The organism is Microvirga tunisiensis (assembly GCF_009296175.1).
GTDB lineage: Bacteria > Pseudomonadota > Alphaproteobacteria > Rhizobiales > Beijerinckiaceae > Microvirga > Microvirga tunisiensis.
The window spans coordinates 31,955-54,751 of sequence record NZ_VOSK01000018.1; the positions used below are offsets into that span (position 1 = coordinate 31,955).

General features: G+C 61.6%; 26 protein-coding genes and 1 tRNA gene. 21 read left to right on the forward strand and 6 right to left on the reverse strand.

Translation table 11 applies throughout. From position 1 onward, the window contains the following. Positions 1-116: 116 nt before the first annotated feature. Positions 117-392, reverse strand: a complete 276-nt coding sequence (locus FS320_RS07960) for a hypothetical protein (protein WP_152710629.1) — start codon at positions 390-392, stop codon at positions 117-119. A 340-nt stretch (positions 393-732) separates the two neighbouring features. Here FS320_RS07960 and FS320_RS45095 point away from each other — a divergent pair, with 340 nt between their 5' ends. The 5 genes from FS320_RS45095 (at position 733) to FS320_RS07980 (ending at position 4,400) form a co-directional block, all read left to right on the forward strand. Then, positions 733-870, forward strand: coding sequence for a hypothetical protein (locus FS320_RS45095; protein ID WP_153885292.1), 138 nt, complete (start codon positions 733-735; stop codon positions 868-870). 28 nt (positions 871-898) lie between these two features. Then, positions 899-1,183 carry a YXWGXW repeat-containing protein gene (locus tag FS320_RS07965; RefSeq protein WP_152710630.1) on the forward strand — a complete coding sequence of 95 codons (285 nt, stop codon included), beginning with the start codon at positions 899-901 and terminating at the stop codon, positions 1,181-1,183. Between the two features lie 48 nt (positions 1,184-1,231). Next, the gene (gene glsA, locus FS320_RS07970; RefSeq protein ID WP_152710632.1) at positions 1,232-2,233 is read left to right on the forward strand and encodes a glutaminase A; all 1,002 of its coding nucleotides are present in this window, start codon (positions 1,232-1,234) and stop codon (positions 2,231-2,233) included. Between the two features lie 55 nt (positions 2,234-2,288). Continuing rightward, on the forward strand, positions 2,289-2,600 hold the full coding sequence (locus FS320_RS07975; RefSeq protein ID WP_152710634.1) for a hypothetical protein: 312 nt from the start codon (positions 2,289-2,291) through the stop codon (positions 2,598-2,600). A 120-nt stretch (positions 2,601-2,720) separates the two neighbouring features. Next, complete coding sequence (locus FS320_RS07980) at positions 2,721-4,400, forward strand: hypothetical protein (RefSeq protein WP_162002875.1); 1,680 nt, start codon at positions 2,721-2,723, stop codon at positions 4,398-4,400. A 589-nt stretch (positions 4,401-4,989) separates the two neighbouring features. Here FS320_RS07980 and FS320_RS07990 read toward each other — a convergent pair. Further along, positions 4,990-5,079: transfer RNA gene (locus tag FS320_RS07990), tRNA-Ser, on the reverse strand. 262 nt (positions 5,080-5,341) lie between these two features. On the opposite strand from FS320_RS07990, the gene rplU reads away from it, so the two are divergent. The 5 genes from rplU (at position 5,342) to proB (ending at position 9,268) form a co-directional block, all read left to right on the forward strand. Then, entirely contained in the window at positions 5,342-5,734 is a 393-nt protein-coding gene (gene rplU, locus FS320_RS07995; protein ID WP_152710637.1) for a 50S ribosomal protein L21, read from the forward strand. 35 nt (positions 5,735-5,769) lie between these two features. Further along, the gene (gene rpmA / locus FS320_RS08000) at positions 5,770-6,036 is read left to right on the forward strand and encodes a 50S ribosomal protein L27 (protein WP_152710638.1); all 267 of its coding nucleotides are present in this window, start codon (positions 5,770-5,772) and stop codon (positions 6,034-6,036) included. A gap of 178 nt (positions 6,037-6,214) precedes the next feature. Further along, positions 6,215-6,865 (forward strand): GNAT family N-acetyltransferase, encoded by a 651-nt coding sequence (locus tag FS320_RS08005; protein ID WP_152710640.1) that lies wholly within the window; start codon positions 6,215-6,217, stop codon positions 6,863-6,865. 256 nt (positions 6,866-7,121) lie between these two features. After that, positions 7,122-8,156, forward strand: coding sequence for a GTPase ObgE (obgE, locus tag FS320_RS08010; RefSeq protein WP_152710641.1), 1,035 nt, complete (start codon positions 7,122-7,124; stop codon positions 8,154-8,156). Then, positions 8,153-9,268: a glutamate 5-kinase gene (gene proB, locus FS320_RS08015; RefSeq protein WP_162002876.1), complete on the forward strand. Its 1,116-nt coding sequence runs from the start codon at positions 8,153-8,155 to the stop codon at positions 9,266-9,268. Before obgE ends, proB begins: the two co-directional genes overlap by 4 nt. Here proB and FS320_RS08020 read toward each other — a convergent pair. Next, complete coding sequence (locus FS320_RS08020; protein WP_244627028.1) at positions 9,238-10,023, reverse strand: DUF72 domain-containing protein; 786 nt, start codon at positions 10,021-10,023, stop codon at positions 9,238-9,240. The two genes, proB and FS320_RS08020, sit on opposite strands and share 31 nt — an antisense overlap. Positions 10,024-10,204: 181 nt before the next feature. Here FS320_RS08020 and FS320_RS08025 point away from each other — a divergent pair, with 181 nt between their 5' ends. The 8 genes from FS320_RS08025 (at position 10,205) to FS320_RS08060 (ending at position 17,623) form a co-directional block, all read left to right on the forward strand. After that, positions 10,205-11,446 (forward strand): glutamate-5-semialdehyde dehydrogenase, encoded by a 1,242-nt coding sequence (locus FS320_RS08025; protein WP_152710664.1) that lies wholly within the window; start codon positions 10,205-10,207, stop codon positions 11,444-11,446. Then, on the forward strand, positions 11,443-12,099 hold the full coding sequence (locus tag FS320_RS08030; RefSeq protein WP_162002877.1) for a nicotinate-nucleotide adenylyltransferase: 657 nt from the start codon (positions 11,443-11,445) through the stop codon (positions 12,097-12,099). Before FS320_RS08025 ends, FS320_RS08030 begins: the two co-directional genes overlap by 4 nt. Positions 12,100-12,248: 149 nt before the next feature. Continuing rightward, on the forward strand, positions 12,249-12,578 hold the full coding sequence (gene rsfS / locus FS320_RS08035) for a ribosome silencing factor (protein WP_420846712.1): 330 nt from the start codon (positions 12,249-12,251) through the stop codon (positions 12,576-12,578). A gap of 73 nt (positions 12,579-12,651) precedes the next feature. After that, entirely contained in the window at positions 12,652-13,146 is a 495-nt protein-coding gene (rlmH, locus tag FS320_RS08040; RefSeq protein ID WP_162002878.1) for a 23S rRNA (pseudouridine(1915)-N(3))-methyltransferase RlmH, read from the forward strand. A gap of 192 nt (positions 13,147-13,338) precedes the next feature. Beyond that, positions 13,339-14,637, forward strand: coding sequence for a murein hydrolase activator EnvC family protein (locus FS320_RS08045; RefSeq protein ID WP_152710670.1), 1,299 nt, complete (start codon positions 13,339-13,341; stop codon positions 14,635-14,637). After that, the gene (locus FS320_RS08050; RefSeq protein WP_152710645.1) at positions 14,637-15,953 is read left to right on the forward strand and encodes a S41 family peptidase; all 1,317 of its coding nucleotides are present in this window, start codon (positions 14,637-14,639) and stop codon (positions 15,951-15,953) included. The genes FS320_RS08045 and FS320_RS08050 overlap by 1 nt, the downstream gene beginning before the upstream one ends. Positions 15,954-16,175: 222 nt before the next feature. Beyond that, the gene (locus FS320_RS08055; protein WP_152710647.1) at positions 16,176-16,724 is read left to right on the forward strand and encodes an RNA pyrophosphohydrolase; all 549 of its coding nucleotides are present in this window, start codon (positions 16,176-16,178) and stop codon (positions 16,722-16,724) included. Between the two features lie 224 nt (positions 16,725-16,948). Next, positions 16,949-17,623, forward strand: coding sequence for a DUF1236 domain-containing protein (locus tag FS320_RS08060; protein WP_152710649.1), 675 nt, complete (start codon positions 16,949-16,951; stop codon positions 17,621-17,623). A 131-nt stretch (positions 17,624-17,754) separates the two neighbouring features. Here FS320_RS08060 and FS320_RS08065 read toward each other — a convergent pair whose 3' ends face one another. Next, positions 17,755-17,949, reverse strand: coding sequence for a hypothetical protein (locus FS320_RS08065; protein ID WP_152710650.1), 195 nt, complete (start codon positions 17,947-17,949; stop codon positions 17,755-17,757). Positions 17,950-18,355: 406 nt separating this feature from the next. On the opposite strand from FS320_RS08065, the gene FS320_RS08070 reads away from it, so the two are divergent. Then, the gene (locus FS320_RS08070; protein ID WP_152710653.1) at positions 18,356-18,613 is read left to right on the forward strand and encodes a hypothetical protein; all 258 of its coding nucleotides are present in this window, start codon (positions 18,356-18,358) and stop codon (positions 18,611-18,613) included. A gap of 587 nt (positions 18,614-19,200) precedes the next feature. Continuing rightward, entirely contained in the window at positions 19,201-19,998 is a 798-nt protein-coding gene (locus FS320_RS08075) for a hypothetical protein (RefSeq protein ID WP_152710654.1), read from the forward strand. 354 nt (positions 19,999-20,352) lie between these two features. Here FS320_RS08075 and FS320_RS08080 read toward each other — a convergent pair whose 3' ends face one another. Then, on the reverse strand, positions 20,353-20,988 hold the full coding sequence (locus FS320_RS08080) for a LysE family translocator (protein ID WP_152710656.1): 636 nt from the start codon (positions 20,986-20,988) through the stop codon (positions 20,353-20,355). A gap of 35 nt (positions 20,989-21,023) precedes the next feature. Beyond that, positions 21,024-21,230, reverse strand: coding sequence for a DUF1127 domain-containing protein (locus FS320_RS50670; protein ID WP_152710658.1), 207 nt, complete (start codon positions 21,228-21,230; stop codon positions 21,024-21,026). A 455-nt stretch (positions 21,231-21,685) separates the two neighbouring features. On the opposite strand from FS320_RS50670, the gene FS320_RS08090 reads away from it, so the two are divergent. Further along, entirely contained in the window at positions 21,686-22,375 is a 690-nt protein-coding gene (locus FS320_RS08090; protein ID WP_152710660.1) for a recombinase family protein, read from the forward strand. Positions 22,376-22,797 lie beyond the last annotated feature (422 nt).

The window sequence follows — 22,797 nt, forward strand, 5'->3', positions numbered from 1 at the left end:
GCTCACGCCACCAAGTCCCTTCCACCCGCGTACCCGATGTCGGCTCCCGCTCCGTCCCGGCGGGTTGCGCAAAGCCCGCCAGGTACCGCTCCCAGGCGATCGACCTCACCGTGCGATCAGCGGCAGCGGAGATTGCCCCATCGGTCGCGGAAGGTCCCATAGGGGCAGCGGCTCCGCGGGGCTGTCGCGCTGCCGACGATGGCCCCGCCGGCCGCACCGATAGCCCCTCCGGCCAGGGCCCCTCCGGCCCGGCCCGTCGCCGCTCCACCGATCGCGGCCCCCGCAAGGCCGCCAATGGCGGCGCCGCCCACCGCCCGCTCGCCGGGAGTTTCGCAAGCTGCGACGGAGAGCGTGAGCGCCGCGGCGGCGATGGCTGTCGTGATCTTCCTCATCGGACCTTCCCTTCCGGGCTGTTGATCGCGAACCCGCCATGGGCCGCGGACGACGACAGGTTCCGCCATCGCCTCGTGTTCGGATATTGGGGGAAACCCTGAAATTCTCGGGAGAGAGGCCCTAATCGGGTCGGGCGCAAACATCCCCTGGCGGTCCGGTCGCAGGTCCTTGGGGCGGACCTGCGACCGTGGTGAAAGCGGCGGTTCGGCGAAGGCGGTTTTTGCACACGTTCTCGGGACAATTCCGGTCCCGGTTCGGGGTTTTGCCCGATGGACGTGCCTCCAGCAGGCGATACTCTCACCGTTCGCAACGGCCTCTCGCTGCGCTTGGGAGGACATCATGGCTGAACTGGTGATCGTCGGGTTCGATAACCCGACCCAGGAAGCCAAGCTCCAGGCCGCCCTCTCGCGGGCGCACCCGCCGAGCCCGAGCGAGGGTGTGGAAGCTGCGGGCACGATGGCCGCTCATCCGGCCTGACGCATTGAAGACAGCGGGAGAGATTGAGATGCTGTCACGACGCTCCCTTCTGGCCGGATTGCTCGGTGCGGTGCTAGCCATCCCGCTCGGCACGGTCGCATCGACGGACGCCGAAGCCCAGCCGCGGCCCGAACGTCGTCCTCAGAGGCCACGGCCCGGCCGACGTCCGCCCGCGCCACGCCGGCGGGTCGAGCGCCGTCCGCGGCCACGGCCTGGGTTCATCTGGGTGCCGGGCCGTTGGGTCTGGAATGCCCGCCGCGGACGCTGGGTCTGGGTGTCGGGCCACTGGGTCCGTCGCAGGGGCCGCTGGTAGGCGGCAGCGGCAGCACACCGTCGCGGGAGACGCGAGAGGAGGCTGATCATGGAGCTGCTAAACCCGTTCGTGAACCCCGGAACCTCCTACATCTCCACCGGGCGGCTGCCGTCCGGGGAGGCCGTCAAACGGCTCGTGATGGAAGCCCATGAACGGTTCCGGTCCGTCGACCAAGGACAGGTCTCGCAGGTCTACCCGGCGCTCGCCCGCGTGCCGGGTGACCTGTTCGGCATCTGCGTCGTGGGAACCGATGGCAGCGTCTTCCAGGTCGGGGACGCCGAACATGCGTTCACCGTCATGAGCGTCTCCAAGCCATTCGTGTTCGCGCTGGTCTGTAACCTGATCGGCGCGACGGGAGCGCGCGAGCGGCTCGGCGTGAACGCCACGGGCCATGCCTTCAATTCGCTTGCCGGCATCGAGCGCAATGCCGACGGGCGGACCAACCCGATGGTGAATGCGGGCGCCATCGCAACCACGAGCCTGGCGCCCGGCGGGAACACGGATGCCAAGTGGCGCTTCATCCACGAGGGGCTTTCGCGGTTTGCCGGACGCGAGCTGGCGCTGAACGAGGAGGTCTATGCCTCGGCATCGGAGACGAACTTCCGCAACCGCAGCATCGCCTGGATGCTCGAGAGCGTCGGCCGAATCTACTGCGATCCCGCCGAGGCGGTCGATCTCTACACAAGGCAATGCTCGCTGAACGTCAGCGCGAAGGATCTTGCGGTCATGGGTGCGACGCTCGCTGATGGCGGCTTCAATCCGGTCACCCGGGAGCAGGTCGTTCATCCGGACGTCTGCCACTACGCGCTCGCCGTCATGCTGACCGCTGGGCTGTACGAGACCTCGGGTGACTGGCTCTACGAGATCGGCCTGCCGGGCAAGAGCGGCATCGGCGGCGGCATCGTCACGGTGTCGCCGGGCAAGGGCGGACTGGGCACCTTCGCGCCACCGCTCGATAAGGCCGGCAACAGCGTCAGGGGGCAACTGGCGGCGCAGTTCCTGTCGCAGTGCCTCGGTCTCGACCTGCTCGTCTCGACGCCGGAGACATAACGAGGTGCTGCCATTTCGCCAAACACCATCGGGCCGCTCACCCCGGGCGACACCCATGACAGGTGCGACGACCCTCAATCACGTCCAGGCGGAGGAAAAGGCGTCGTGGATCCTCATGATCGCCATCGCGTTTGGCCAGGCGATCGGCGTCGCGGTTCTGGGCGGCTGCCTCTTCGTTGCCTGGAGGCTGTCCGAGAGCGCCGGAGGACCATTCGGCCGCGTGCTCCAGGAGCGCTTCGTCATCGTCGGCTGGGTCGTGATCTGGCGGCCCGCCGAGATGGTCGTCTACGACTGGCTGCCCATGCTCCGTCGCCGGACCCTCTACCGGCGCCTGGCGGCAGCAAAGGTTGTGGTGAACCGATCGTGAGAATGAGCGTCAGCCGACCGTCCTGGCTGGGGCGGATCGGGTTAGGTCTGATTGTGACGGGCCTGCCGATATTTGAACACGGCAGAGGCCAAACATCAGGGCGAACAGAAAGGTCGGCCCGTGCAGAGCGACAGATTTCGGCCCTTCCTGCCGGCCGAGGAGGAGATCGTTTCCCGGCTCCTCAGCGGCGATCTCGATCGTCTGGGCGACGGCTCGCGTCCGGAAGCGGATGATCCGTCACGGGCCGTCCGCGCAGCGTTCCTGCGCTTCCTCCTCCTGGGCGGCGAGGAAGGCTATCGGCCCCATGAGAAAGGGGTTCGGCTGAGCGGGGCCTACATCAGGGGTGTCCTCGACCTCGAGGCATGCCGTGTGTTCCGCGACATCGGGTTGAAGGACTGCCGCTTCGACGCCGCTCCCGTTCTGAGGTCGGCCGTGATCGATCGCCTGTTCCTGGATGGATCCTTCCTCCCCGGAATCGATGCAGAGCGGCTCGAGGCCCGGGGCGGGCTTTACCTGCGCGGGGCCCACGTCAGCGGGGAGATCCGCCTCGCCGACGCGCGCCTGGGCGGCAACCTCGCGTGCGATGGGGCTACCATTCACGCGATCGGAGGCATCGCGCTCAATGCCAGAAGCCTCGAGGTGCGCAACATCTACCTGCGGGGCGCCGATATCAGGGGCGGCATCAACGTGTCGGGCGCGCAACTCGCAGCCGACTTCGATTGCGCCGGGCTCGTCGTCTACCGTCCGGACAAGGTCGCGATCGGTGCCGACGCCATCAAGGCGGGTGGCAGCGTCATCCTGCGCGCCGCCGCCGTCGAGGGCGAGGTGCGGCTGCTGGGATCCCACATCGGAGGAGACCTGGACTGCACCGGCGCGGCCTTCGTCAATCCCGGTCACAATGCGCTCCAGTTGAGCCGCACCTTGATCGAAGGCGCCTTCTTCCTGCGCAACGGTGCCGAGGTCAAGGGTCTCCTGGACATGCAGGGAGCCTCGATCGACACGGTCCATGATGAATTCGCGTGTTGGCCCGGCAAGGGCGATGTCCGGTTGAACCGCTGCCGCTACGGGGCCTTCATCGACGGGCCGGTCGATGCAGCGGGCCGTCTCGCTTGGCTCTCATTGCAGACACCGGAGCGCTGGGGCGAGGACTTCTGGCCGCAGCCCTTCGAGCATCTCGCGACGGTCTTTCGCGAGATGGGACACGATGAGGATGCGCGCGCCGTGCTCATTGCGAAGGAGCGCCTGCAAAGGCGGGCACGTCGGAAGCGGGCGCGGTCCCGCCTGTGGCGGGGGATGATCGCCATCAAGGACGGCGTTCTGGAGGTCACCGTCGCCTACGGGCGCCAGCCGCTTTTGGCCTTCGTGTGGCTCACGCTCTTCTGGCTTTTCGGCGTCATCATCTTCGGATACGCGGAGCTACAGGACGCCTTCAAGCCGAACAGCCCCGTGGTCCTGCGCTCGCCCGAGTGGACACTGTGCGGGGTCGGCAAGTCCGAGCAGCGATTTCTCGCATCGACGCAACAGTCCGTGAGCGGTCGTGCCGAGGCGGGCCAAACGCAGCTTGCGTGTTTCCGCGAGCAGTGGGAGGCGTCGAGCTACCCCCGCTTCAATGCCTGGATGTATTCCATGGACACGCTGCTGCCGGTGCTCGAGATGGATCAGAAGGCGTATTGGCGGCCGGATCCATCGAAGCGTTGGGGCACGTCCGCCCTGACCTACTTCTATTTCCAGTCCGTCGTGGGGTGGGCGCTGAGCCTGCTGGCCGTTGCCGGGTTTTCCGGCCTCGTGAAGTCGCAATGATGGGAGCCAGCGTCTTGGCGACGAGGTCCATCATCCCCCGGCTGTCGGGACCATGGTCGACAATGTCGCCGAGGAAGATGACGCGAGGCTCGCGCCCACGCCGCGCTCGCCGACCTTCCACCGCGGACGGGGCTGCCGGCCTGGGGAAACATCCCGGGTCGCACCCATTGATACCACGTCTGGATTCCCCTTCCGGCCAACGATCCGACAGATCTATGGATTCGTGGAAACGCAGCCGACCAGATCATCAGGGGCGAGTTCACCCCGCCGGTGGCAGGGAGGGAGTTCCCGAACCCCGATACCTACGATTTCACCATCCTGCCCATCAAACGAGGATTCCTTAGAAGCCCAGGGAACCAGATGGCCCTTATGTGGAGCGGTGCCTGCAGGAGATTCCCGAGGCTGCGTTTCTCCTCGCGCTTGCCGACAGCCGCGAGGAGGTGGGTGGGAACCGCCTGCGGAACCAGTAGACGCCGGTCTTGGGATGCTTCCAGGGACGTGCCATTGCAAGGATCATGTGTACCACTCGGGCGGCATGAAACCTATGTGGAGCCTGGATTTAAGGTGAATGCTTGATTTTGAGCAGGAGTGGCGGAGAGGGGGAGATTCGAACTCCCGATACGGTTGCCCGTATGCCGCATTTCGAGTGCGGTGCATTCAACCACTCTGCCACCTCTCCGGGGTGCGAAGGACCTTGGTCCCGCTGGTTGAGGCGGGGTGGATATCACGGGCTTGGCGGGTCTTCAAGCACCAAAAATCAGGTTTTTGATTGACAAAGGCGAGGGCAGTCCGTAGGTAGGCCTCCTCTATGAGCGGGTACGAGTGCCTGCCCATATCCATGCGGCAGCTCAGTCTGCCGTGAACCGAAGCCGGAACTGCCAAAAAGCCAATCCGGTGGGGACTTTCCCCGCTGAGAATTGGGTTTGAACACGAGGATCAAGATGTTCGCAGTGATCAAGACCGGCGGCAAGCAATATCGCGTTGCCGCCAACGACGTCATCACCGTCGCCACGCTCGCAGGTGAGCCAGGCGCTGCCGTTACATTCGACCAGGTTCTCATGGTCACGAACGACGGCTCGACCCAGGTGGGCGCCCCCCTCGTGGAGGGCGTGACTGTGGCAGGCGAGGTGGTGGAACATACCCGCGGCGAGAAGGTCATCTCCTTCAAGAAGCGCCGTCGCCAGAATTCGCGCCGCAAGCGCGGGCATCGCCAGGACTATACCGTGGTGCGGATCACCGAGATCCTCTCCGCGGGCGCGAAGCCCAAGAAGGCTGCGGCTAAGAAGACCACCAAGGCTGCGGCTGACGAAGCTGCGCCGGCCACCGCTGAATAAGCGTTCGGCAACTGACAGGAACACGGGAGTAACCCATGGCTCACAAAAAAGCAGGCGGTTCGTCTCGCAACGGCCGTGACTCGGCAGGCCGTCGTCTGGGCGTCAAGAGATTCGGCGATCAGCAGGTTGTCGCCGGCAACATCATTATTCGTCAGCGCGGCACGAAATGGCATGCCGGCGCCAATGTCGGCATGGGCAAAGACCACACCCTCTTTGCCACGGCCGATGGCCGAGTCCGATTCCTGACGCGTCAAGGCCGAGCTTTTGTATCGGTCGTACCGGCTCAAGAGGCCGCAGAGTAAACGGCGAGAGCGAAACGAAGGAGCTCCCGCCGGCATCACACCGACCCGGCGGATCTAAAGCTCCAATCAGGCCCAAAAGGCCAAGCTCAGATCCGAAATCGACAGGGGAGGTGGGATGTCCACCTCCCCTTCGTCATTTCTCGGGCCCAAGGGGGGCCCAACGGATCGGAGCAAGACGATGTTTCCCGACCTCACCCGTGACGATGTTTTCCGCCTCGAGACCCGCGGCCTGTGGCTGCGCTGGGCCCGTCTCGCGGATGCTCAAGCCATCGTACGCCTTGCCGGTGAGAAATCGGTCGCGGAGATGACGGCTCGAATTCCGCATCCGTATCACCCGGACGATGCCGAGCGATTTATCTTCCAGTCCCGGCGGTCCAATGCGGACGGCCATGGGCTGCAGCTCGCCATCACGCCGAAGGGGCGGCCGAACAGCCTCATCGGCATGGTGGGTATCGGCCCCGATCCGGAGATGGGCAAGCCCAGCCTCGGCTACTGGCTCGGTACTCCCTACTGGGGCAAGGGCTATGCTACCAAGGTAGCCCGAGCGCTGATCGATGCCTTCTTTGCTTATGGCGAGATGGACGAGCTCACCGCGTCGGCCCGGGTCATCAAGCCGGCCTCCCGGCGGGTGCTGGAGAAGTGCGGCTTCGCCTATCAGGGCGCCGGCCTCGTCGAGCTGCCGGCCCGGGGAGGGCTCTATCCGGCCGACCATTTCCGCCTCGACCGGCGGGCATGGGAGAGCCTGAAGAGCTGGGGCCATACCGGCCTCGTGCGCGAGCCTCTCTCCGTCGAGGTCGAGGTGGACCGGGATATGTCCCTCGCGAGCTGAAAAACAGGAGGCGCTGCCGAGATTTCGGGGGCGCTTCTTCCAGCACGCGGATTTCAAAAGTGGTTCCGGTTTTCCGCACGATGCGCTCATCAAGGAATGGGCATCGGATGGATTCCAAATGTGGATTCCACTTTTGGGCCCGATGCTCTAGATCCGCGTTGCCCCCGCACGGTCATCGTGGATGGGCGCGTTTTTTCACCGCAAAACCGGATCCGGTTTTGCGAAAAATGCTCCAGTCCCGTAAAGGATGCGGGTTATGAAATTTCTCGACCAAGCCAAGATCTATATCCGCTCCGGCAACGGCGGCGGCGGTGCCATCTCGTTCCGCCGCGAAAAGTTCATCGAGTTCGGAGGGCCGGACGGCGGCGATGGCGGCCGTGGCGGCGACGTGTGGGCGGAATGCGTCGAGGGGCTGAACACCCTCATCGATTATCGTTACCAGCAGCATTTCAAGGCCAAGACCGGCGGCCACGGCATGGGCAAGAACCGGCACGGCGCCAAAGGGGCCGATGCGGTTCTCAAAGTGCCGGCCGGCACCGAGATCCTCGAGGAGGATGGCGAGACCGTCATCGCCGATATGACCCATGTGGGCCAGAAGGTGCTGCTGGCAAAGGGCGGCAACGGCGGCTTCGGCAACGCCTATTTCACCACTTCCACCAACCGTGCTCCGCGCCGGGCCAATCCTGGCCAGGAAGGGCAGGAGCGCACGCTGATCCTGCGTCTCAAGCTCATTGCGGACGCCGGCCTCGTCGGGCTTCCCAATGCGGGCAAGTCCACGTTTCTCGCCACCGTCACGGCAGCGAAGCCGAAGATTGCCGATTATCCCTTCACCACGCTGCATCCCGGTCTTGGCGTCGTGCGGGCCTATTCCCGGGAATTCGTGCTGGCCGACATCCCGGGCCTGATCGAGGGCGCCTCGGAGGGCGTGGGCCTCGGCGATCGGTTCTTGAGCCATGTGGAACGCTGCCGGGTGCTGCTGCACCTGGTCGAGGGCACGAGCGAGGATGCAGGCGAGGCCTACAAGACCGTTCGTCACGAGATCGAGACCTATGGCCATGGGCTCGCCGACAAGCCTGAGATCGTCGCACTGTCAAAGGCAGATGCCTTGGATGAGGATACGCTCAAGGATCAGCTGAAAAAGCTCAAGAAGGCCTCCAAGCGGACACCTTATGTGATCTCCTCCGCCTCCGGTCAGGGCGTGCAGGAGGTGCTGCAGGCGCTCCTCACGGTGATCGATCAGGAGAAGGCCGAGGAAGTGCCTGCCCAGTCCCAGGAAGAGTGGCGTCCGTGAGCCATGAACTGAGTCAATTCCGCCGTGTGGTTCTGAAAGTCGGCTCCGCGCTGCTGGTCGATCGGGTCCGCGGCCGGCTGAATCATGCCTGGCTCGCGGCGCTCGCCGAGGATATCGCGGATCTTCACGCGAAAGGCGCGGACGTTCTCGTGGTTTCCTCCGGTGCCATTGCCATGGGGCGATCGGTTCTGGGGCTCCCCTCTGGTCCCTTGCGGCTCGAGGAAAGCCAGGCGGCTGCGGCCGTGGGCCAGATCGCCCTGGCCCGCACCTGGTCGGAGGTGCTGGCCCATCATGGCATCACGGCGGGGCAGATCCTGGTGACGCTCTCCGACACGGAGCAGAGGCGGCGCTATCTCAATGCCCGCGCCACGACCTTGAAGCTCCTCGAGATGCGGGCCGTGCCTGTGATCAACGAGAACGACACGGTCGCGACCTCCGAGATCCGCTACGGCGACAACGACCGCTTGGCTGCCCGCGTGGCCACCATGATCGGAGCCGATCTTCTGGTCCTTTTCTCCGATATCGACGGTCTGTATACGGCGCCACCTGCGTCCGATCCGAATGCCGAGCACATTCCGGTGATCGAACGCATCACGCCTGCCATCGAGGCCATGGCCGGCGGGGCCGCCTCCGAGCTGTCGCGGGGCGGCATGCGCACCAAGGTCGAGGCGGGCAAGATCGCCACCTCCGGCGGTACCCATATGATCATCGCCGATGGCCGCACGAAGAATCCCCTGAAACGCATTGCCGAAGGCGGGCGCTGCACCTGGTTCATCACGCCGTCCAACCCGGCCACCGCGCGCAAGACCTGGATCGCAGGTGCGCTCGAGCCTCGCGGCACGCTTTATGTGGACGAGGGCGCCGCGCGCGCGCTCCAGGGCGGCGCGAGCCTGCTGCCGGTGGGCGTGCGCCGGATCGAGGGCACCTTCCATCGCGGCGATGCGGTGACGATCCGAAGCGAGAGCCGTGTGCTCGGTCGGGGCCTCGTGGCCTATGACGCGGAGGATGCCACGCGCATCATCGGTCGGCCGAGCCGCGAGATCGAAGGAATCCTCGGCTATCCTGGCAGGACCGAGATGGTTCACCGGGACGACATGGCTTTGAGCGACTGATCGTCGTTCATGAGTTGTAGCAGCGCTCGGGCGTCGCCGGGGGCCGCGCTTTTGATGTCATTGTCGAAATAGACGTAAACGCTGCGCCCGCTCTTCCGCCAATCGGCGATGTGGCGCTCCCAATTCTGCAGCGTCTCGGCAGAGTAGCTGCCCGCATAGCGCCCATTGGTGCCATGGGCACGCACATAGACGAAATCCGTCGTGGCTTCCCAGGGCGCAGGCGCGTCGGCGTGATCGGAAATGCAGAGCGCCGCATTGTGGTCCCGCAGAATGCGGAAGGTCGATTCCTCATACCAGCTCGTGTGACGGAACTCGAAGGCACAGCGCCGGCCCTCGGGGATCAGCGACAAGCAGCGCGCCACCCGCTCCCGCGTCTCGTCATCGGCCTTGAAGGTGGGCGGCAGCTGGAACAGGACCGGGCCGAATTTCTCGCCGAGGGCGTTCATCCGGTCGAAGACGAGGTTGATGCTCTCCTCGATCCCTTTCAGCCGCTTCATGTGGGTGATGAAGCGCGAAGCCTTCCAGGCGAACAGAAAGCCCTTCGGCGTGGAATCGTGCCAAGCCCTTACGGCCTGCTCGGTCGGGAGCCTGTAGAAGGAATTGTTGATCTCCGCCGTGTCGAAACGCTGGATGTAATAGGACAGGAAGTCCTTGATCTTTAAGCGCGGCGGGTAGAAAGGTCCATGCCAGGACCTGTAGTGCCAGCCCGAGGTTCCGATCCGGATCTCCGTCTTCATCATGGCAGACGTGATCATGCGGCTTGGCTCGTGAGCCGCCGGACGTGCTATGGGTTCTGAACGATGTATTTCCCCTGAAGCAATCAGGGGCTGGGACTTGGACATGGACGATACTCGAGCCCTGGGCGCACAATCGCTTACTCAACACCTCAACGCGTCAGGTGCGGCTTTGGTTGGCAATCCAGGCGTTCCGGCTCTGATGGCCGATCTCGGCCGCCGCGTGCGGGCCGCAGCCCGGCAGGTGGCGCTGGCGAGTGCCGAAGGCAAGAATGCGGCGCTGCATGCCATGGCTGCCTGCATCCGAACCCGTGCGGATGCGATCCTTGCCGCCAATGCCGAGGATCTGGCCGATGCGAGGGCCAAAGGGCCGAGCGGTGCCTTCATCGATCGCCTCATCCTCAACCCTGAGCGCCTCGACGCTATCGCCGATGCGGTCGAGAGCATTGCGGCGCTGCCTGATCCGGTCGGGCGTGTGCTCGCCCGGTTCGAGCGTCCCAATGGCCTGCAGATCGAGCGTGTGGCGACGCCGCTCGGCGTGATCGGCGTCATCTTCGAGAGCCGTCCCAACGTGACGGCCGATGCGGGGGCGCTCTGCCTCAAGGCGGGCAATGCCGCGATCCTGCGGGCCGGTTCGGAGAGCTTCCGCTCCTCGCTTGCCATTGCGGAGGCGATGGGTGAGGGGCTGGAGCAGGCCGGACTGCCTGCCGATGCGATCCGCCTCGTGCCGACTCGTGACCGCGCGGCGGTGGGAGCCATGCTCTCAGGCCTCGACGGCAATCTCGACGTGATCGTGCCGCGTGGCGGCAAGAGCCTTGTCGCGCGGGTCCAGGAGGAGGCGAGGGTGCCGGTCTTCGCGCATCTGGAGGGCCTCAATCATGTCTATGTGCATGGCGGGGCCGACCTGGAAATGGCGAAGGAAATTGTGCTGAACGCCAAAATGCGCCGCACGGGCGTCTGCGGTTCGGCCGAGACGCTGCTGGTGGACCAGGCCTGTGCCGAGACGCATCTCAAGCCCCTGATCTCCGTGCTGCTCGACGCGGGCTGCGCCGTGCGCGGCGACGAGGCCGTGCAGATGGCCGATTCCCGCGTTGCGCCGGCTACGGACGAGGATTGGCGCACCGAATACCTCGACGCCATCATCTCGGCTCGGATCGTCGACAGCCTTGATGTCGCCCTGGCGCATATCGAGACCTACGGCTCGCATCACACCGATTCCATCGTCACGAATGATGCCGCGGCCGCCGAGCGCTTCCTGGCCGAGGTCGACTCCGCCATCGTCCTCCACAACGCCTCGACCCAGTTTGCCGATGGTGGCGAGTTCGGGTTCGGCGCCGAGATCGGCATCGCCACGGGACGCATGCATGCCCGCGGACCGGTTGGGGTGGAGCAGCTGACGTCGTTCAAATACCGCATCCGCGGCTCGGGCCAGACGCGCCCGTGAAGTCATCGTCTTCCCGCTTCCGCATCAGGCCCTCGGGCCTGACCCGTCTGCCGCGGGCGGCTGCCGGTATGCGGATCGGACTTTATGGCGGGTCATTCAATCCGGCCCATGCCGGGCACCGCCATGTGAGCCTCATGGCCCTGAAGCGGCTCGGGCTCGACCGGGTCTGGTGGATCGTCACGCCAGGAAATCCCCTGAAGGACACCGGCGAACTGGCAACGACCGCGATGCGTGTGGAAGAGGCCAAGCAGGTTTCAGACGATCCCCGCATCGATGTGACCGCCTTTGAGGAGGAAATCGGGGCCCGCTACACGGTGGACACCCTGGCCTACCTCAAGCGGCGCTATCCCGGGGTTCATTTCGTCTGGATCATGGGCGCGGACAATCTGGCAAGCTTCCACCGCTGGCGCGGCTGGCGGCGCATTGCCCGCATGATGCCGATGGCCGTGATCGACCGGCCCGGCTGGACCCTGAAGGCCGTCCGGTCCAAAACCGCCGCGGCTCTGTCCGCCAGCCGGATCGGCGAGAACGAGGCTCTTGCTCTGCCGGGACGTGAACCGCCGGCCTGGGTCTTCCTGCACGGGCCTCGGTCCCACTTATCGTCTACCAAGCTGCGCCAAATGAGACGAACTTCTCCCTCCGGAGGACGTTGAAAAATGGGGCCCTCCTACATTATCTTAAGGATCGGCACCATCGAGTGCTGCTGAGAAAGGGTCTGAACCTGAACCGACTATCTTCCGTCGAAGCGGACAAGAATCCGCTTCCTCCTCTCTCCGGAGCGGACGCTCCGCTAGGTGAGGACATCCGGGCCGTTGCCTTGGCTTCCCTCGAGGATATGAAGGCCGAAAACACGGTCGAGATCGACCTGGCCGGAAAAACCTCGCTTGCTGACACTATGATCGTGACATCGGGCCGCTCCGACCGCCATGTCGGCGCGATTGCCGACCGTGTGATCAAGGACCTCAAGGACAAGGGGGTCGGGAACGCGCGCGTCGAAGGCCTGCCTGCCTGCGATTGGGTGCTGATCGACGCTGGCGACGTCCTGATCCACGTTTTCCGTCCTGAGGTCCGTGGCTTTTACAACCTTGAGAAGATGTGGGGCGCCGACCGCCCGCAGGACCGCGTCAGCTGACGCATGATTCGGGCAAGTGGAAACCGGTTGCCCGAACAAGATCATGCGGCACTGAAGTGATAAGGCGAGATACGTGCGATTGAGCTTGCTGGCCGTGGGCCGTCTCAAGAACGGCCCCGAGCGGGAGCTTGTCGAGCGCTATAAGCAGCGGGTCGATGGCATGGGCCGTGCCTTGGGCTTGGCGGGGTTCGACATCGTCGAATTGCCCGAGAGCCGGGCACGCCGCGAGGACGACCGGCGCACGGAAGAAGCCTCGGCCCTTCTCGAAAAGGCCGGCTCGTCCGTGCTGATCGTCTTCGACGAGCGTGGCAGGAGCCCGTCCAGCGAGGCTTTCGCCGAGCGAATCAGGCAGTGGCGCGACGAGGGCCGCTCCGGCGTGGCCTGTGTGATCGGCGGTCCCGACGGTCTCGATCCCAAGCTGAGGCAGCGCGCCGACCTCGTCGTCTCCTTCGGGGCGCTCACTATGCCGCACCAGATCGTACGGGCACTCGTGGCCGAGCAGCTCTATAGGGCCCTGACAATCATAGCCGGACACCCTTATCATCGCGCCGGCCACGATGATTCCTGACGGATGATCCGCTTCAAGTTCCATTTCCTTCGCAAGGCTACCGAGCACCGGACCCAAAAGTGGCTTCCACTTTTGGGATTGATCCGATGCACTCTTTCGTTACGAGCGCCTCGTTCGGGGCAAACCGAAGGTCCGCATCGGCGGAAAACCGGGTTCACTTTTCCGCACGATGCGCTCGGCCTTGCCATCTGGATGGTTCTTGCCGGCTTGGGGCCCGTCGGGGCCCAGCAGCGACCTGCTGTGTCCGCAGTGCAGACAGCGCTAGACCAAACGGCCGAAGAAAAGGCGAGACGGCAGCAGAACCTGAAGGTTCTGGAAGAGGCCATCGCGGCCAATGCCGATGCACGCAAGCGCCTTGAGGCCGAAATCGAAGACGTCAAGGCCGACCGGGCCAAGCTTAATGCTGCCCTGATCGACACCGCCGGCCGGGTGCGCGGCACCGAGGACCGGATCCGGAGTCTGGAACAGAGGCTGCAGACCCTCAGCTCCAGCGAAGCGGCCATTCGCCGCTCCCTGCAGAGCCGCCGCGGCGTCATCATCGAGGTCTTCGCTGCCCTGCAGCGCATGGGACGCCGTCCGCCTCCAGCCGTTCTGGTGAGGCCCGAGGACATGCTTGAGGCGGTCCGCGCTTCGATCATGCTGGGCGCCGTTCTGCCGGAACTGCGGGGCGAGGCCGAGGTTTTGGCAACGGACCTTGCCGAGCTCGTGCGCCTCAAGGAGGCCATCACCACCGACCGCACGACGCTGAATGGGGAGTTGACGGCCCTCAACCGGGAGCAGGAGCGCCTGGCGGCCCTCATGGAGGCTCGGCAGAGCCGCATCGCCGAGGTTGAGCGCAATGCCGGCGCCGAGCGGCAGAAGGCCGAGGACCTCGCCCGTGAGGCCGGCACGCTGAAAGAACTGGTCGACCGCATGGAAGCGGAAGTCGCCGGTGCCCAGCGCGCTGCCGAGGAGGCCCGTAAGGCTGCCGAGGCGCAGGAGCGCGAAACCCGGGAGAAATTTGCCCAGCTCGCCTTCCGGGACCCGGCTCGATTGGCCCCGAAAATCCCATTTTCAGAGGCCCGGGGCCTCTTGCCGCGGCCGGTCAGCGGCGACACGACCTTGGATTTCGGGGCCCCGGACGGCTATGGCGGAACGACGCGTGGCATTTCGATCACGACACGGCCCAAGGCGAGTGTGGTATCACCCACCGACGGATGGGTGTCCTTTGCGGGCCCCTTCCGATCTTACGGTCGACTCTTGATCATCAATGCCGGTGGGGGATACTATATTCTTCTGGCCGGTATGGACCACATCAACGTCGATGTCGGGCAGTTCGTGCTCGCAGGCGAACCCGTTGCGACCATGGGAGAAGCTCCTCTCATGAGTTTGATCGGCGCCGCCATAGAAAAGAACAATCCCGTCCTCTATGTTGAGTTCAGGAAAGACGGCGGTTCAATTGACCCAGGTCCCTGGTGGGCAAAATCGCTAAGCGAAAAGGTTCGCGGATAATGCGCAAACTATCCCTTTTGATTCTCGGTGCGGCCATTGGCGCGGGCACCGCGACCATGGTGTCTCAGACCAGCCTTCTGTCGGGCATGAGCGCGGTCGCCGCCTCGGCTGACACGTACCGCCAGCTGAGCCTTTTCGGAGACGTCTTCGAAAAGGTCCGGACGGATTACGTTGAGAAGCCTGAAGAGTCGAAGCTCGTCGAATCGGCCATCAACGGCATGCTGACCTCGCTCGATCCCCATTCGAGCTACATGGACGCCAAGAGCTTCCGCGACATGCAGGTGCAGACCCGCGGCGAGTTCGGTGGCCTCGGCATCGAGGTCACCATGGAGGACGGTCTCGTCAAGGTCGTGACGCCGATCGACGAGACGCCTGCCTCCAGAGCCGGCGTCCTGGCCAACGACGTCATCACCCACATCAACGACGAACCCGTTCAGGGCCTCAACCTGAACCAGGCCGTCGACAAGATGCGCGGTCCGGTGAATTCCTCGGTCACCCTTAAGATCCAGCGCAAGGAAGCCAAGGATCCGGTGGTGGTGAAGCTGACCCGTGAGACCATCAAGGTCCGTCCGGTGCGCGCCCGCATGGAAGGTGACATCGGCGTTCTGCGCGTGACCCAGTTCAACGAGCAGACTTTCGAGGGCCTGCGTGCAGGCATCGAGAAGCTCACGACCGACATCGGCGCCGACAAGGTGGCGGGCTTCGTCATCGACCTGCGCAACAACCCGGGTGGTCTGCTCGACCAGGCTATCATGGTCTCCGATGCCTTCCTCGACCGGGGCGAGATCGTCTCAACCCGCAGCCGGAATGCCGAGGATACGCAGCGCTTCAGCGCCAAGGTCGGCGATCTGGCCAAGGGCAAGCCACTGGTGGTGCTCGTCAACGGCGGCTCGGCCTCGGCTTCCGAGATCGTGGCCGGCGCTCTGCAGGACCACAAACGTGCGACGGTTCTCGGAACCCGCTCCTTCGGCAAGGGCTCCGTGCAGACCATCATCCCGCTCGGCGGCAATGGCGCCGTGCGCCTGACGACGGCGCGCTACTACACCCCCGCCGGCCGGTCGATCCAGGCCAAGGGCATCGATCCCGACATCGAGGTGCTGCAGGAAGTGCCTGACGAGCTGAAGGGCAAGGATGAGACCAAGGGCGAGGCCGGTCTGCGCGGCCACCTGCAGAATGGCGGGGAGAAGGAAGAGCGCGGCGGTTCCTCCGCTTACGTTCCGCCGGATCCGGCCAAGGACAAGCAGCTTCTCGCTGCTTACGACCTGCTGCATGGCGTTCGCAAGGGTGCTGCCAACACGACCACGACGCCCAACTGATCGTGGTTCGCCCTTTCGGTTGAGAAACAATGCTGCAAATGGGCCTGACGGGATACACCGTCAGGCCCATTTTTCATTCGGCTTCTCACAACCACGCGGAAAGGCTTGTGCAAGAAGCGGTGAACCGGCACTCTCTTTTCCTGCTTTGGAACCATGCGTCAGCGTCGGCAATCATCAAGAACCGGTTGCACCATGGGGCCGCATCGAGGGAGTGAAAGTCGAATGAGGAGCGCAAGAGGATCACAGGCCAGAAAAGATCTGCCCTATCGCTCCTGTGTCGGTGTCATGCTGATCAACAAAGACGGTTTGGTCTTCATCGGCCGGCGTCGTTCCGAGGCCGATACCGCCACCGACGGATATTCCTGGCAGATGCCGCAGGGCGGCATCGATCCCGGCGAAGAGCCTTACCAGGCTGCCCTGCGCGAACTCCATGAAGAGACGAGCGTCCGTTCGGTGAGCCTCCTGGCCGAAGCTCCGGAATGGTATGCCTATGACCTCCCGTCCATGGTTGCAGGGCGTGCTTGGCGTGGGCGCTATCGCGGCCAGAACCAGAAATGGTTTGCCTTTCGCTTCGAAGGGAACGAGAGCGAGATCAACATTCATCAACCCGGCGGTGGCGGCCATAGGCCTGAATTTGACGAATGGCGCTGGGAAGAGATGCATAAGCTTCCCGAACTGATCATCCCATTCAAGCGACCGGTTTACGAGAAGGTCGTTGCGGCTTTCGCATCGCTCTCGTTGCATCACCTACAGGCCTCAGATCGCCCCTGATCAAGCCGAGGTTACTTCATCGGCATCGTAGCTTAAGCTCTGGCAGGTGATGTCTGTCTAGGTTACGAAGCAAGTCGGCATTGCGGTACAAAACGTTCATGAAGATGAACGGGAGATGTACGTTACATAACTCCAAAGAGAGGGGCGGAACCCGGCCGAAAACATCTCGTTGATACGCATTGCAGAGAGCTCTTGCGAGCACTCTATTCATGGGAGATCTTTCGATGCGTACAACTTTGATGGCAACCGTTGCGGCAGCGGCTCTTTCGTTGAGCGTCGCGGCCATGGCCCAGACGAGTGGCGGTTCAGGCGGCAGCAGCTCCGGCGGTGCTTCTGGCGGCTCGACGATCACGACTCCCGGCAGCTCCTCCGGCTCCGGTGGTGCCGCGGGTGGTGCTGCATCCGGGACGTCGAGCGGAACGACGTCGGGCTCCGCCTCCAGCGGCGGGAGCGCTCCTTCGGGCAGCGCCGGCAGCTCGACGGATAGCGCCTCATCCGGCACGTCCAGCGGGACACGCGGCAACGCATCCGGTACGGCCTCTGGCGGGACGAGCGGTACGACGGGCAACACGGCCAGCCAGTCAGGCGGAGCCGCCAACACGACCGGCAGCACCACCTCGTCCAACTCCACGAGCGTCAATGTGACGTCGGAGCAGCGGACCCAGATCACCGAGTCGTTCCGCAGCGTGAATGTTCAGCCGCTCTCGAACGTGACCTTCAGCGTCAGCGTCGGCTCGACCATTCCAACATCCGTGACGACCTTGTACGACTGCCCGGACAACGTGGAGCGCATCCTGTCCGGCCTGCCGGAATGTAAATACGTGGTCGTCCGCGATCAGATCGTGATTGTTGAGCCGAGCTCCCGCCGGATCGTCACGGTGATCGAGCGTCGAGGCTGATCGAGTTCATTCTTCTCGTTGAAGAAACGAAGCCCGCGGCCGATCGGCCGCGGGCCTTCGCCTTTCAATAGTTGTCGAATGACGTCCTGACTGTGCTGCACAGAGGATTCATGCGACGTGCGGGATGCACCTCAGGCAGCATAGGGAAATATACAGATCTTTGCGTCGAACGTCTTTGGCTTGCGCTTCTCTGCAAGCAGTTCCAGGGCTGCTCGGGCATAAAGACGAAACTCGTCCTTGATGATGTTGGATTCACGGTCCCAATCTTGCGCATCATCCTCGGCAGTATAGAGAGCGCGGGCAACGAATTCGATTTCGGCTTCCATCACAAGCCCCTCCTCGCGGCTTTGAATGCAATCAATGATGTGTGCCGAAAACCCCCCATGGCGCAGGTTTGCGCCGCCCCGATCATAAATCCGCATCTTCCTTCGGCCGCGGCCATTTGTTCGAAAGAGAATGTCATTCGCAAGTTTGAAGATGGGGTAGCCCTAAAGCGTTACGGCATCGGATCTAAAAGCAGCGTCCGCACTTGAGATCCATCCGGTTCTCCTGTCGTTGGCGGGTGCACCGCCAGGGCGGGCAAACGGAGCATTCGGAACGCATGCCATTTCCGCATGTTGGATTGAGGAGGCTCTCGAAAGGAGAGCCGGGTTCGCAGCGAACCTTGAGGGACGACGTAAATGGCCGGGCGAGAGACGTTCGTGGCCTCCCGCCCTGCTCGGAGGTTCTCCCATGGTAAAAAAGCCGGACGATACAAAACCGCAAAAGGGAGCAGCATCAGAAAATGCTGCCGTTGATTATGTGCGGACGAAACAGGAGCTAGACGCCGCTGAGGCAAAGCGACCGGCGGATGGTGAGTTCAATGCTGCGCGCCAAGCACGAACGGATCCCTCATCACCCGCGAAGAGCCATCCAAAACTGCACAAGAGCGAGGAGGAGGGACCGATACAGGATACGACCGGTGAGCCTATCGTCGAGGATGAGCCGTAGTTCCTGTGGTTCGGCAGGAAACGATACCGAGGAGCCTTCACAGTCTCCGAGAGAACTGCGCCCCGAGAGGCTGGGTTCAAGGCGTCTAAAAGCCGGAATGGTGCCCCTGGCCGGTATCTGGGGTATCACACTTGCGCCCTAAGTCATTGACTCTACACGCGTTGCAGCTATGGCGAAAGTGGGCGTATCACCATTTGTATCACCAAGGTTCTGGGTCCCAGATGTAAGTGGTGCATTTACATACAACCTCGGACGCACCCCAGTTATTACTCCAGTTTCGTTCTTGGTAACCCCACCCATGCCTTCATGCAAAGATTGATTGGTTGAAGGGTGGGAGGCGTTTGCTCCTGACTGAATGCGCTGGAAAAGCAGCATTTTTGATTGCTCAGAGACCTACTCACATTTTAGCGTGGCTATATGGGGTGGGGTATACAATCTTGAATTACTGTTACAATTGCGGGGCAAAGCTAGGTCCTGGGTATAAATTCTGTAGCGAATGTGGGACTTTCGTTTCTAAGGACGAAACACAGTCTCAAGCTACCTCAGACCCGAAGCGAGCAGATGCATCGGCTGTCCTCGAAGCGGCAGTGACTAAGGCATTGATGCCGGAGAGGGTGAGTAGACCTGCTGCGGATAAGGCTGTTCCAGGACCCGCTGCGGCACAGGCTTCCGCATCCCAGACAAGTAATAAGCCGCCGGAGTTAGCTCCTCCTACCATCAAGCCTTGGCATAAGGTCTTGTTCTGGTCACTAGAGATTGGTGTATTCTGCTTTGTAACCGCCCGTTTCCCAGGATTAGCATCGGTCACGACAGGTTCTCCAGCGCCAGCTACAGTCATAATGGCTGTAATCATGGGTGGCGTTTTCGGTATTGTTGCCCTTTTGATTGGTGCTTTTATCGTAGGGCTCAAGGAACCCAAGTCAGTTTCATATTACTTGGAGGCCCATCTTAAAGAGATAGAGAAACCAATCATTTTAAGGACAATTTGCTTAATCAGCGGATCGCTGTTCATCGCAAGTTCAATTTTCCTTTATAAATACAATCTGACCTCAATTCCCTTGGGATTGATTGAGGGGATGTTCTGGGCGTCTTGGGCGTTCTTCCCTCGTCTTGCGGTAAGGCTTTCTGGCGTTCTGGCGGTGCTTGTCGTTTGTGGTGCCGTATGGGCAAAGTACTCAACGATAGGTACAGGACCTCTCGTATACTCATTCCTGTTTTATGGGTTCTGCTGGACTTGGATAGTGAAAAATTTCATCCAAAAGCACTCTGGTGGGGCAATTCCTGTCCTCGAAAAAATCTCAAACGGCGCATTGAACCAAGACTATCATCCTCGCCCCAAGCGGGAAGTTAGGCAATGCTCCTGGTTTAGAGAGTTGGCTACGTGACTTCAGCAAGGCCACAGCCCCCTAGATTGCTGTACCGCTAGTTACCCTTTCGATGGGTGGGTTGTTTCTGGGGAAGGGGTGGGGGCAGTTGAGAGAAGCTGAGGGGGGTTTAGGAGTCCCAAAAATTCTCAGGGCTTTCACTCACCTCAGAGGTCCCAACAGCAATAAGAATGACCCTTTAACCCTTCTGGGAAAATACCCCGGTCACCCCAGACCCCCTGGGGTCAGTTTTGGCGAGCGGGACTCCTGAGAGGTCGAGGCAAAAGAAAGCCCCAAGACACGCTCAGGGCTCAAGAGAAACCAGAGGGAATCATCACGACTTGGAGGAAGAGTGAAGGCTCGGGCAAACTCGCTTCAGACAACCTTGGCTAGCACTCCGCCCGCGAGAGACAGGAGCAGAACACCAGAGCCCCTATTTACAATCTGAATGATACTTGGCCGGAGTTGGCTCCTAAATATCGCGACACAGCCGCTGAGTGCTGCCCACCATATTGCTGAGCCCAGGAACGTGCCTGTAGCCAGAGCAATCTTCGTCTCAAAGCTGCCTGTGCCAAAAGGAGTGATCGTCGGAGCCGCTGTGATGAAGAGAATGCCGGTGACCGGGTTCGAGGCCGCAAGCACAACTCCGGACGTATATGTGGTCAGACAGACTAGGAGGGTTGGTGCTGCTTTGAGGCCGGGCGGAATGTTTCCCCCACGGCGTATCGCGCGAATTCCCATCCAGATTAGCAGCGTTGCCGTGCTGAGAGAGGCAAGATGGGCGATACTAGAATCTGGCCTGATGATTAGAGAACTTGCGGCACTGGCTGTCGCGATGAGAATCCATCCAACCTGAACAGTCGATGCTCCGAGGCCTGTGGCCAGACCGAGAACAGCACCGCCTCCTAAGCTGCGGTTGATACAGAGAATTCCAACGGGCCCAATGGGTGCAGCGACACAAAACCCAAGAACCATTGCCTTGAGAAAAACAGGTTCGTGGAGCCAGGACATGTCACACCTCCGCCAAGCTGTCGCTTGTTGAATTCTTAGGCTGACCACAAAGGCTTGTTCGCTGCTTCCAGCACAATGTCCCTGCTGAGCCCGACATCGGTGAGTTGCTCATCATCAAGTTCGAGAAGTTCCTGTCGGATACGCCTTCTCGTTAGCCACTGGCCAACTACAGCAACCGGTCTCAGAGAAACCTGTAGATGCGACATGTGAAGAGCAAAAGTAGTCATATTAACCTCCTGCATTCGCTGTAGCGGCCGATTGAGAAACTGGCTATTAGGGTGTATGCTGCATTGTTACCATGGTAACTATGCCTAAGTACATCATCAATGGGCATTGTTGAGTTTCGATAATATTACGAATCTTTGCTTGTTAAGCCTGATACACGTTAGCTTTAATTGGAGAGGACATGCAAGTAAGCAAAATTAACTACTGAAAATAACTAATTCGTGTAATTTAAAATTGTATTATTACAAGTATTACTGTAGCGAATTGCTGCAGATACCTGACATGTGCTGTTTACGGCGAGCAAACATGGCTTATATATTCACATCATGTTCCCGTTTTTCCGATTAATATACACCAATAGACTTCAGATTGAGAGTAATCTCATCGTATATTCCTGACCGGCTTTGACACGCCTCATTTGTAAAAACACCAAACACTGGTATGGTGGATTTACACAGGGGGCTGACCACACATGAACCGCACGGCTGTTGCCTACTATCGTGTCTCAACCAAGCGTCAGGGTAGGTCAGGATTGGGCTTGGAGGCACAAAGGGAAGCTGTGGCACGATTTGCCGCCCAGGAAGGCCTAGAGGTCGTTGCTGAGTACACCGAGGTCGAGACTGGCAAGGGTTCTGATGCTCTTGAACGGCGTCCCCAGTTAGCAGCCGCTATTGAGAAAGCTAAGAGGCTAGGTGCTGTGGTGATGGTGGCCAAGCTGGATAGGCTGAGCCGTGATGTTCACTTCATCAGTGGACTCATGAGGAGCCGTGTCCGATTTGTGGTCACTGAGCTTGGGGCGGATGCAGACCCCTTCATGCTGCATGTCTATGCGGCTCTGGCTGAGAAGGAACGCACGCTGATTGCCCAGAGGACCAAAGCTGCTCTGGCTGCTGCTAAGGCATGTGGGGTGAAGTTGGGGAACCCCAAGGGGGCTCAGCACCTGAAGGGACGAGGCAACCGTGAGGCTGTGGAAGCTGTGTCTCAGGGGGCTCAAGATAGGGCACAGATGCTTGCTGGGGTCTTGGAGGACCTACGGGCACAGGGGATTACCTCAGCCAATGCCATGGCAAAGGCACTCAACAGCCAAGGCATCGCTACGGCTAGAGGAGGCCAGTGGACGGCCAGGGGTGTCCTAAATGTCCTTGAGAGACTGAATGGCTAGACCTGACTAGTAGGAATTATGTCAGGACCCTACTTTGCCATAGGTTATGCCTTTTTGAAAGACCTTGGAACCTGCTGACACTCCAACAGGTAAACACGTAAAGTATTTAACAAATAAACACACAAGCGATTGCTTTAAGGTTACATCATATTACCCTCTAGACCTTCTCTGTGATCTCGGGTGACACAGGGGAAATATTCGCTTCATGTGGGTAGTTGCTTGGATATTATGAATGATAGTCAGATGGGGTCAGGTGGTGAGGCCCTGGAGGACCTTGAGACAAGCCACGGACAACCTAGTGTTGTGACTCTAACGCTTGTTTCGCACGGGCGACCTTTTCCAGGATAGCTGAGGCCGAGGCGGTCCAGACAAAGGGTCTCGGGTCGGCATTGTGGTGCTCCAGGTAGTCCATGATCGCGCTT

Excerpts from the sequence above, each read along its gene's own strand:
- FS320_RS07960 (WP_152710629.1), bottom strand. The coding sequence starts at position 392 with ATGAGGAAGATCACGACAGCCATCGCCGCCGCGGCGCTCACGCTCTCC.
- FS320_RS45095 (WP_153885292.1), top strand. The coding sequence starts at position 733 with ATGGCTGAACTGGTGATCGTCGGGTTCGATAACCCGACCCAGGAAGCC.
- FS320_RS07965 (WP_152710630.1), top strand. The coding sequence starts at position 899 with ATGCTGTCACGACGCTCCCTTCTGGCCGGATTGCTCGGTGCGGTGCTA.
- glsA (WP_152710632.1), top strand. The coding sequence starts at position 1,232 with ATGGAGCTGCTAAACCCGTTCGTGAACCCCGGAACCTCCTACATCTCC.
- FS320_RS07975 (WP_152710634.1), top strand. The coding sequence starts at position 2,289 with ATGACAGGTGCGACGACCCTCAATCACGTCCAGGCGGAGGAAAAGGCG.
- rplU (WP_152710637.1), top strand. The coding sequence starts at position 5,342 with ATGTTCGCAGTGATCAAGACCGGCGGCAAGCAATATCGCGTTGCCGCC.
- rpmA (WP_152710638.1), top strand. The coding sequence starts at position 5,770 with ATGGCTCACAAAAAAGCAGGCGGTTCGTCTCGCAACGGCCGTGACTCG.
- FS320_RS08005 (WP_152710640.1), top strand. The coding sequence starts at position 6,215 with ATGTTTCCCGACCTCACCCGTGACGATGTTTTCCGCCTCGAGACCCGC.
- obgE (WP_152710641.1), top strand. The coding sequence starts at position 7,122 with ATGAAATTTCTCGACCAAGCCAAGATCTATATCCGCTCCGGCAACGGC.
- FS320_RS08020 (WP_244627028.1), bottom strand. The coding sequence starts at position 10,023 with ATGATCACGTCTGCCATGATGAAGACGGAGATCCGGATCGGAACCTCG.
- FS320_RS08025 (WP_152710664.1), top strand. The coding sequence starts at position 10,205 with ATGGCCGATCTCGGCCGCCGCGTGCGGGCCGCAGCCCGGCAGGTGGCG.
- FS320_RS08045 (WP_152710670.1), top strand. The coding sequence starts at position 13,339 with ATGGTTCTTGCCGGCTTGGGGCCCGTCGGGGCCCAGCAGCGACCTGCT.
- FS320_RS08050 (WP_152710645.1), top strand. The coding sequence starts at position 14,637 with ATGCGCAAACTATCCCTTTTGATTCTCGGTGCGGCCATTGGCGCGGGC.
- FS320_RS08055 (WP_152710647.1), top strand. The coding sequence starts at position 16,176 with ATGAGGAGCGCAAGAGGATCACAGGCCAGAAAAGATCTGCCCTATCGC.
- FS320_RS08060 (WP_152710649.1), top strand. The coding sequence starts at position 16,949 with ATGCGTACAACTTTGATGGCAACCGTTGCGGCAGCGGCTCTTTCGTTG.
- FS320_RS08065 (WP_152710650.1), bottom strand. The coding sequence starts at position 17,949 with ATGGAAGCCGAAATCGAATTCGTTGCCCGCGCTCTCTATACTGCCGAG.
- FS320_RS08070 (WP_152710653.1), top strand. The coding sequence starts at position 18,356 with ATGGTAAAAAAGCCGGACGATACAAAACCGCAAAAGGGAGCAGCATCA.
- FS320_RS08080 (WP_152710656.1), bottom strand. The coding sequence starts at position 20,988 with ATGTCCTGGCTCCACGAACCTGTTTTTCTCAAGGCAATGGTTCTTGGG.
- FS320_RS50670 (WP_152710658.1), bottom strand. The coding sequence starts at position 21,230 with ATGCAGGAGGTTAATATGACTACTTTTGCTCTTCACATGTCGCATCTA.
- FS320_RS08090 (WP_152710660.1), top strand. The coding sequence starts at position 21,686 with ATGAACCGCACGGCTGTTGCCTACTATCGTGTCTCAACCAAGCGTCAG.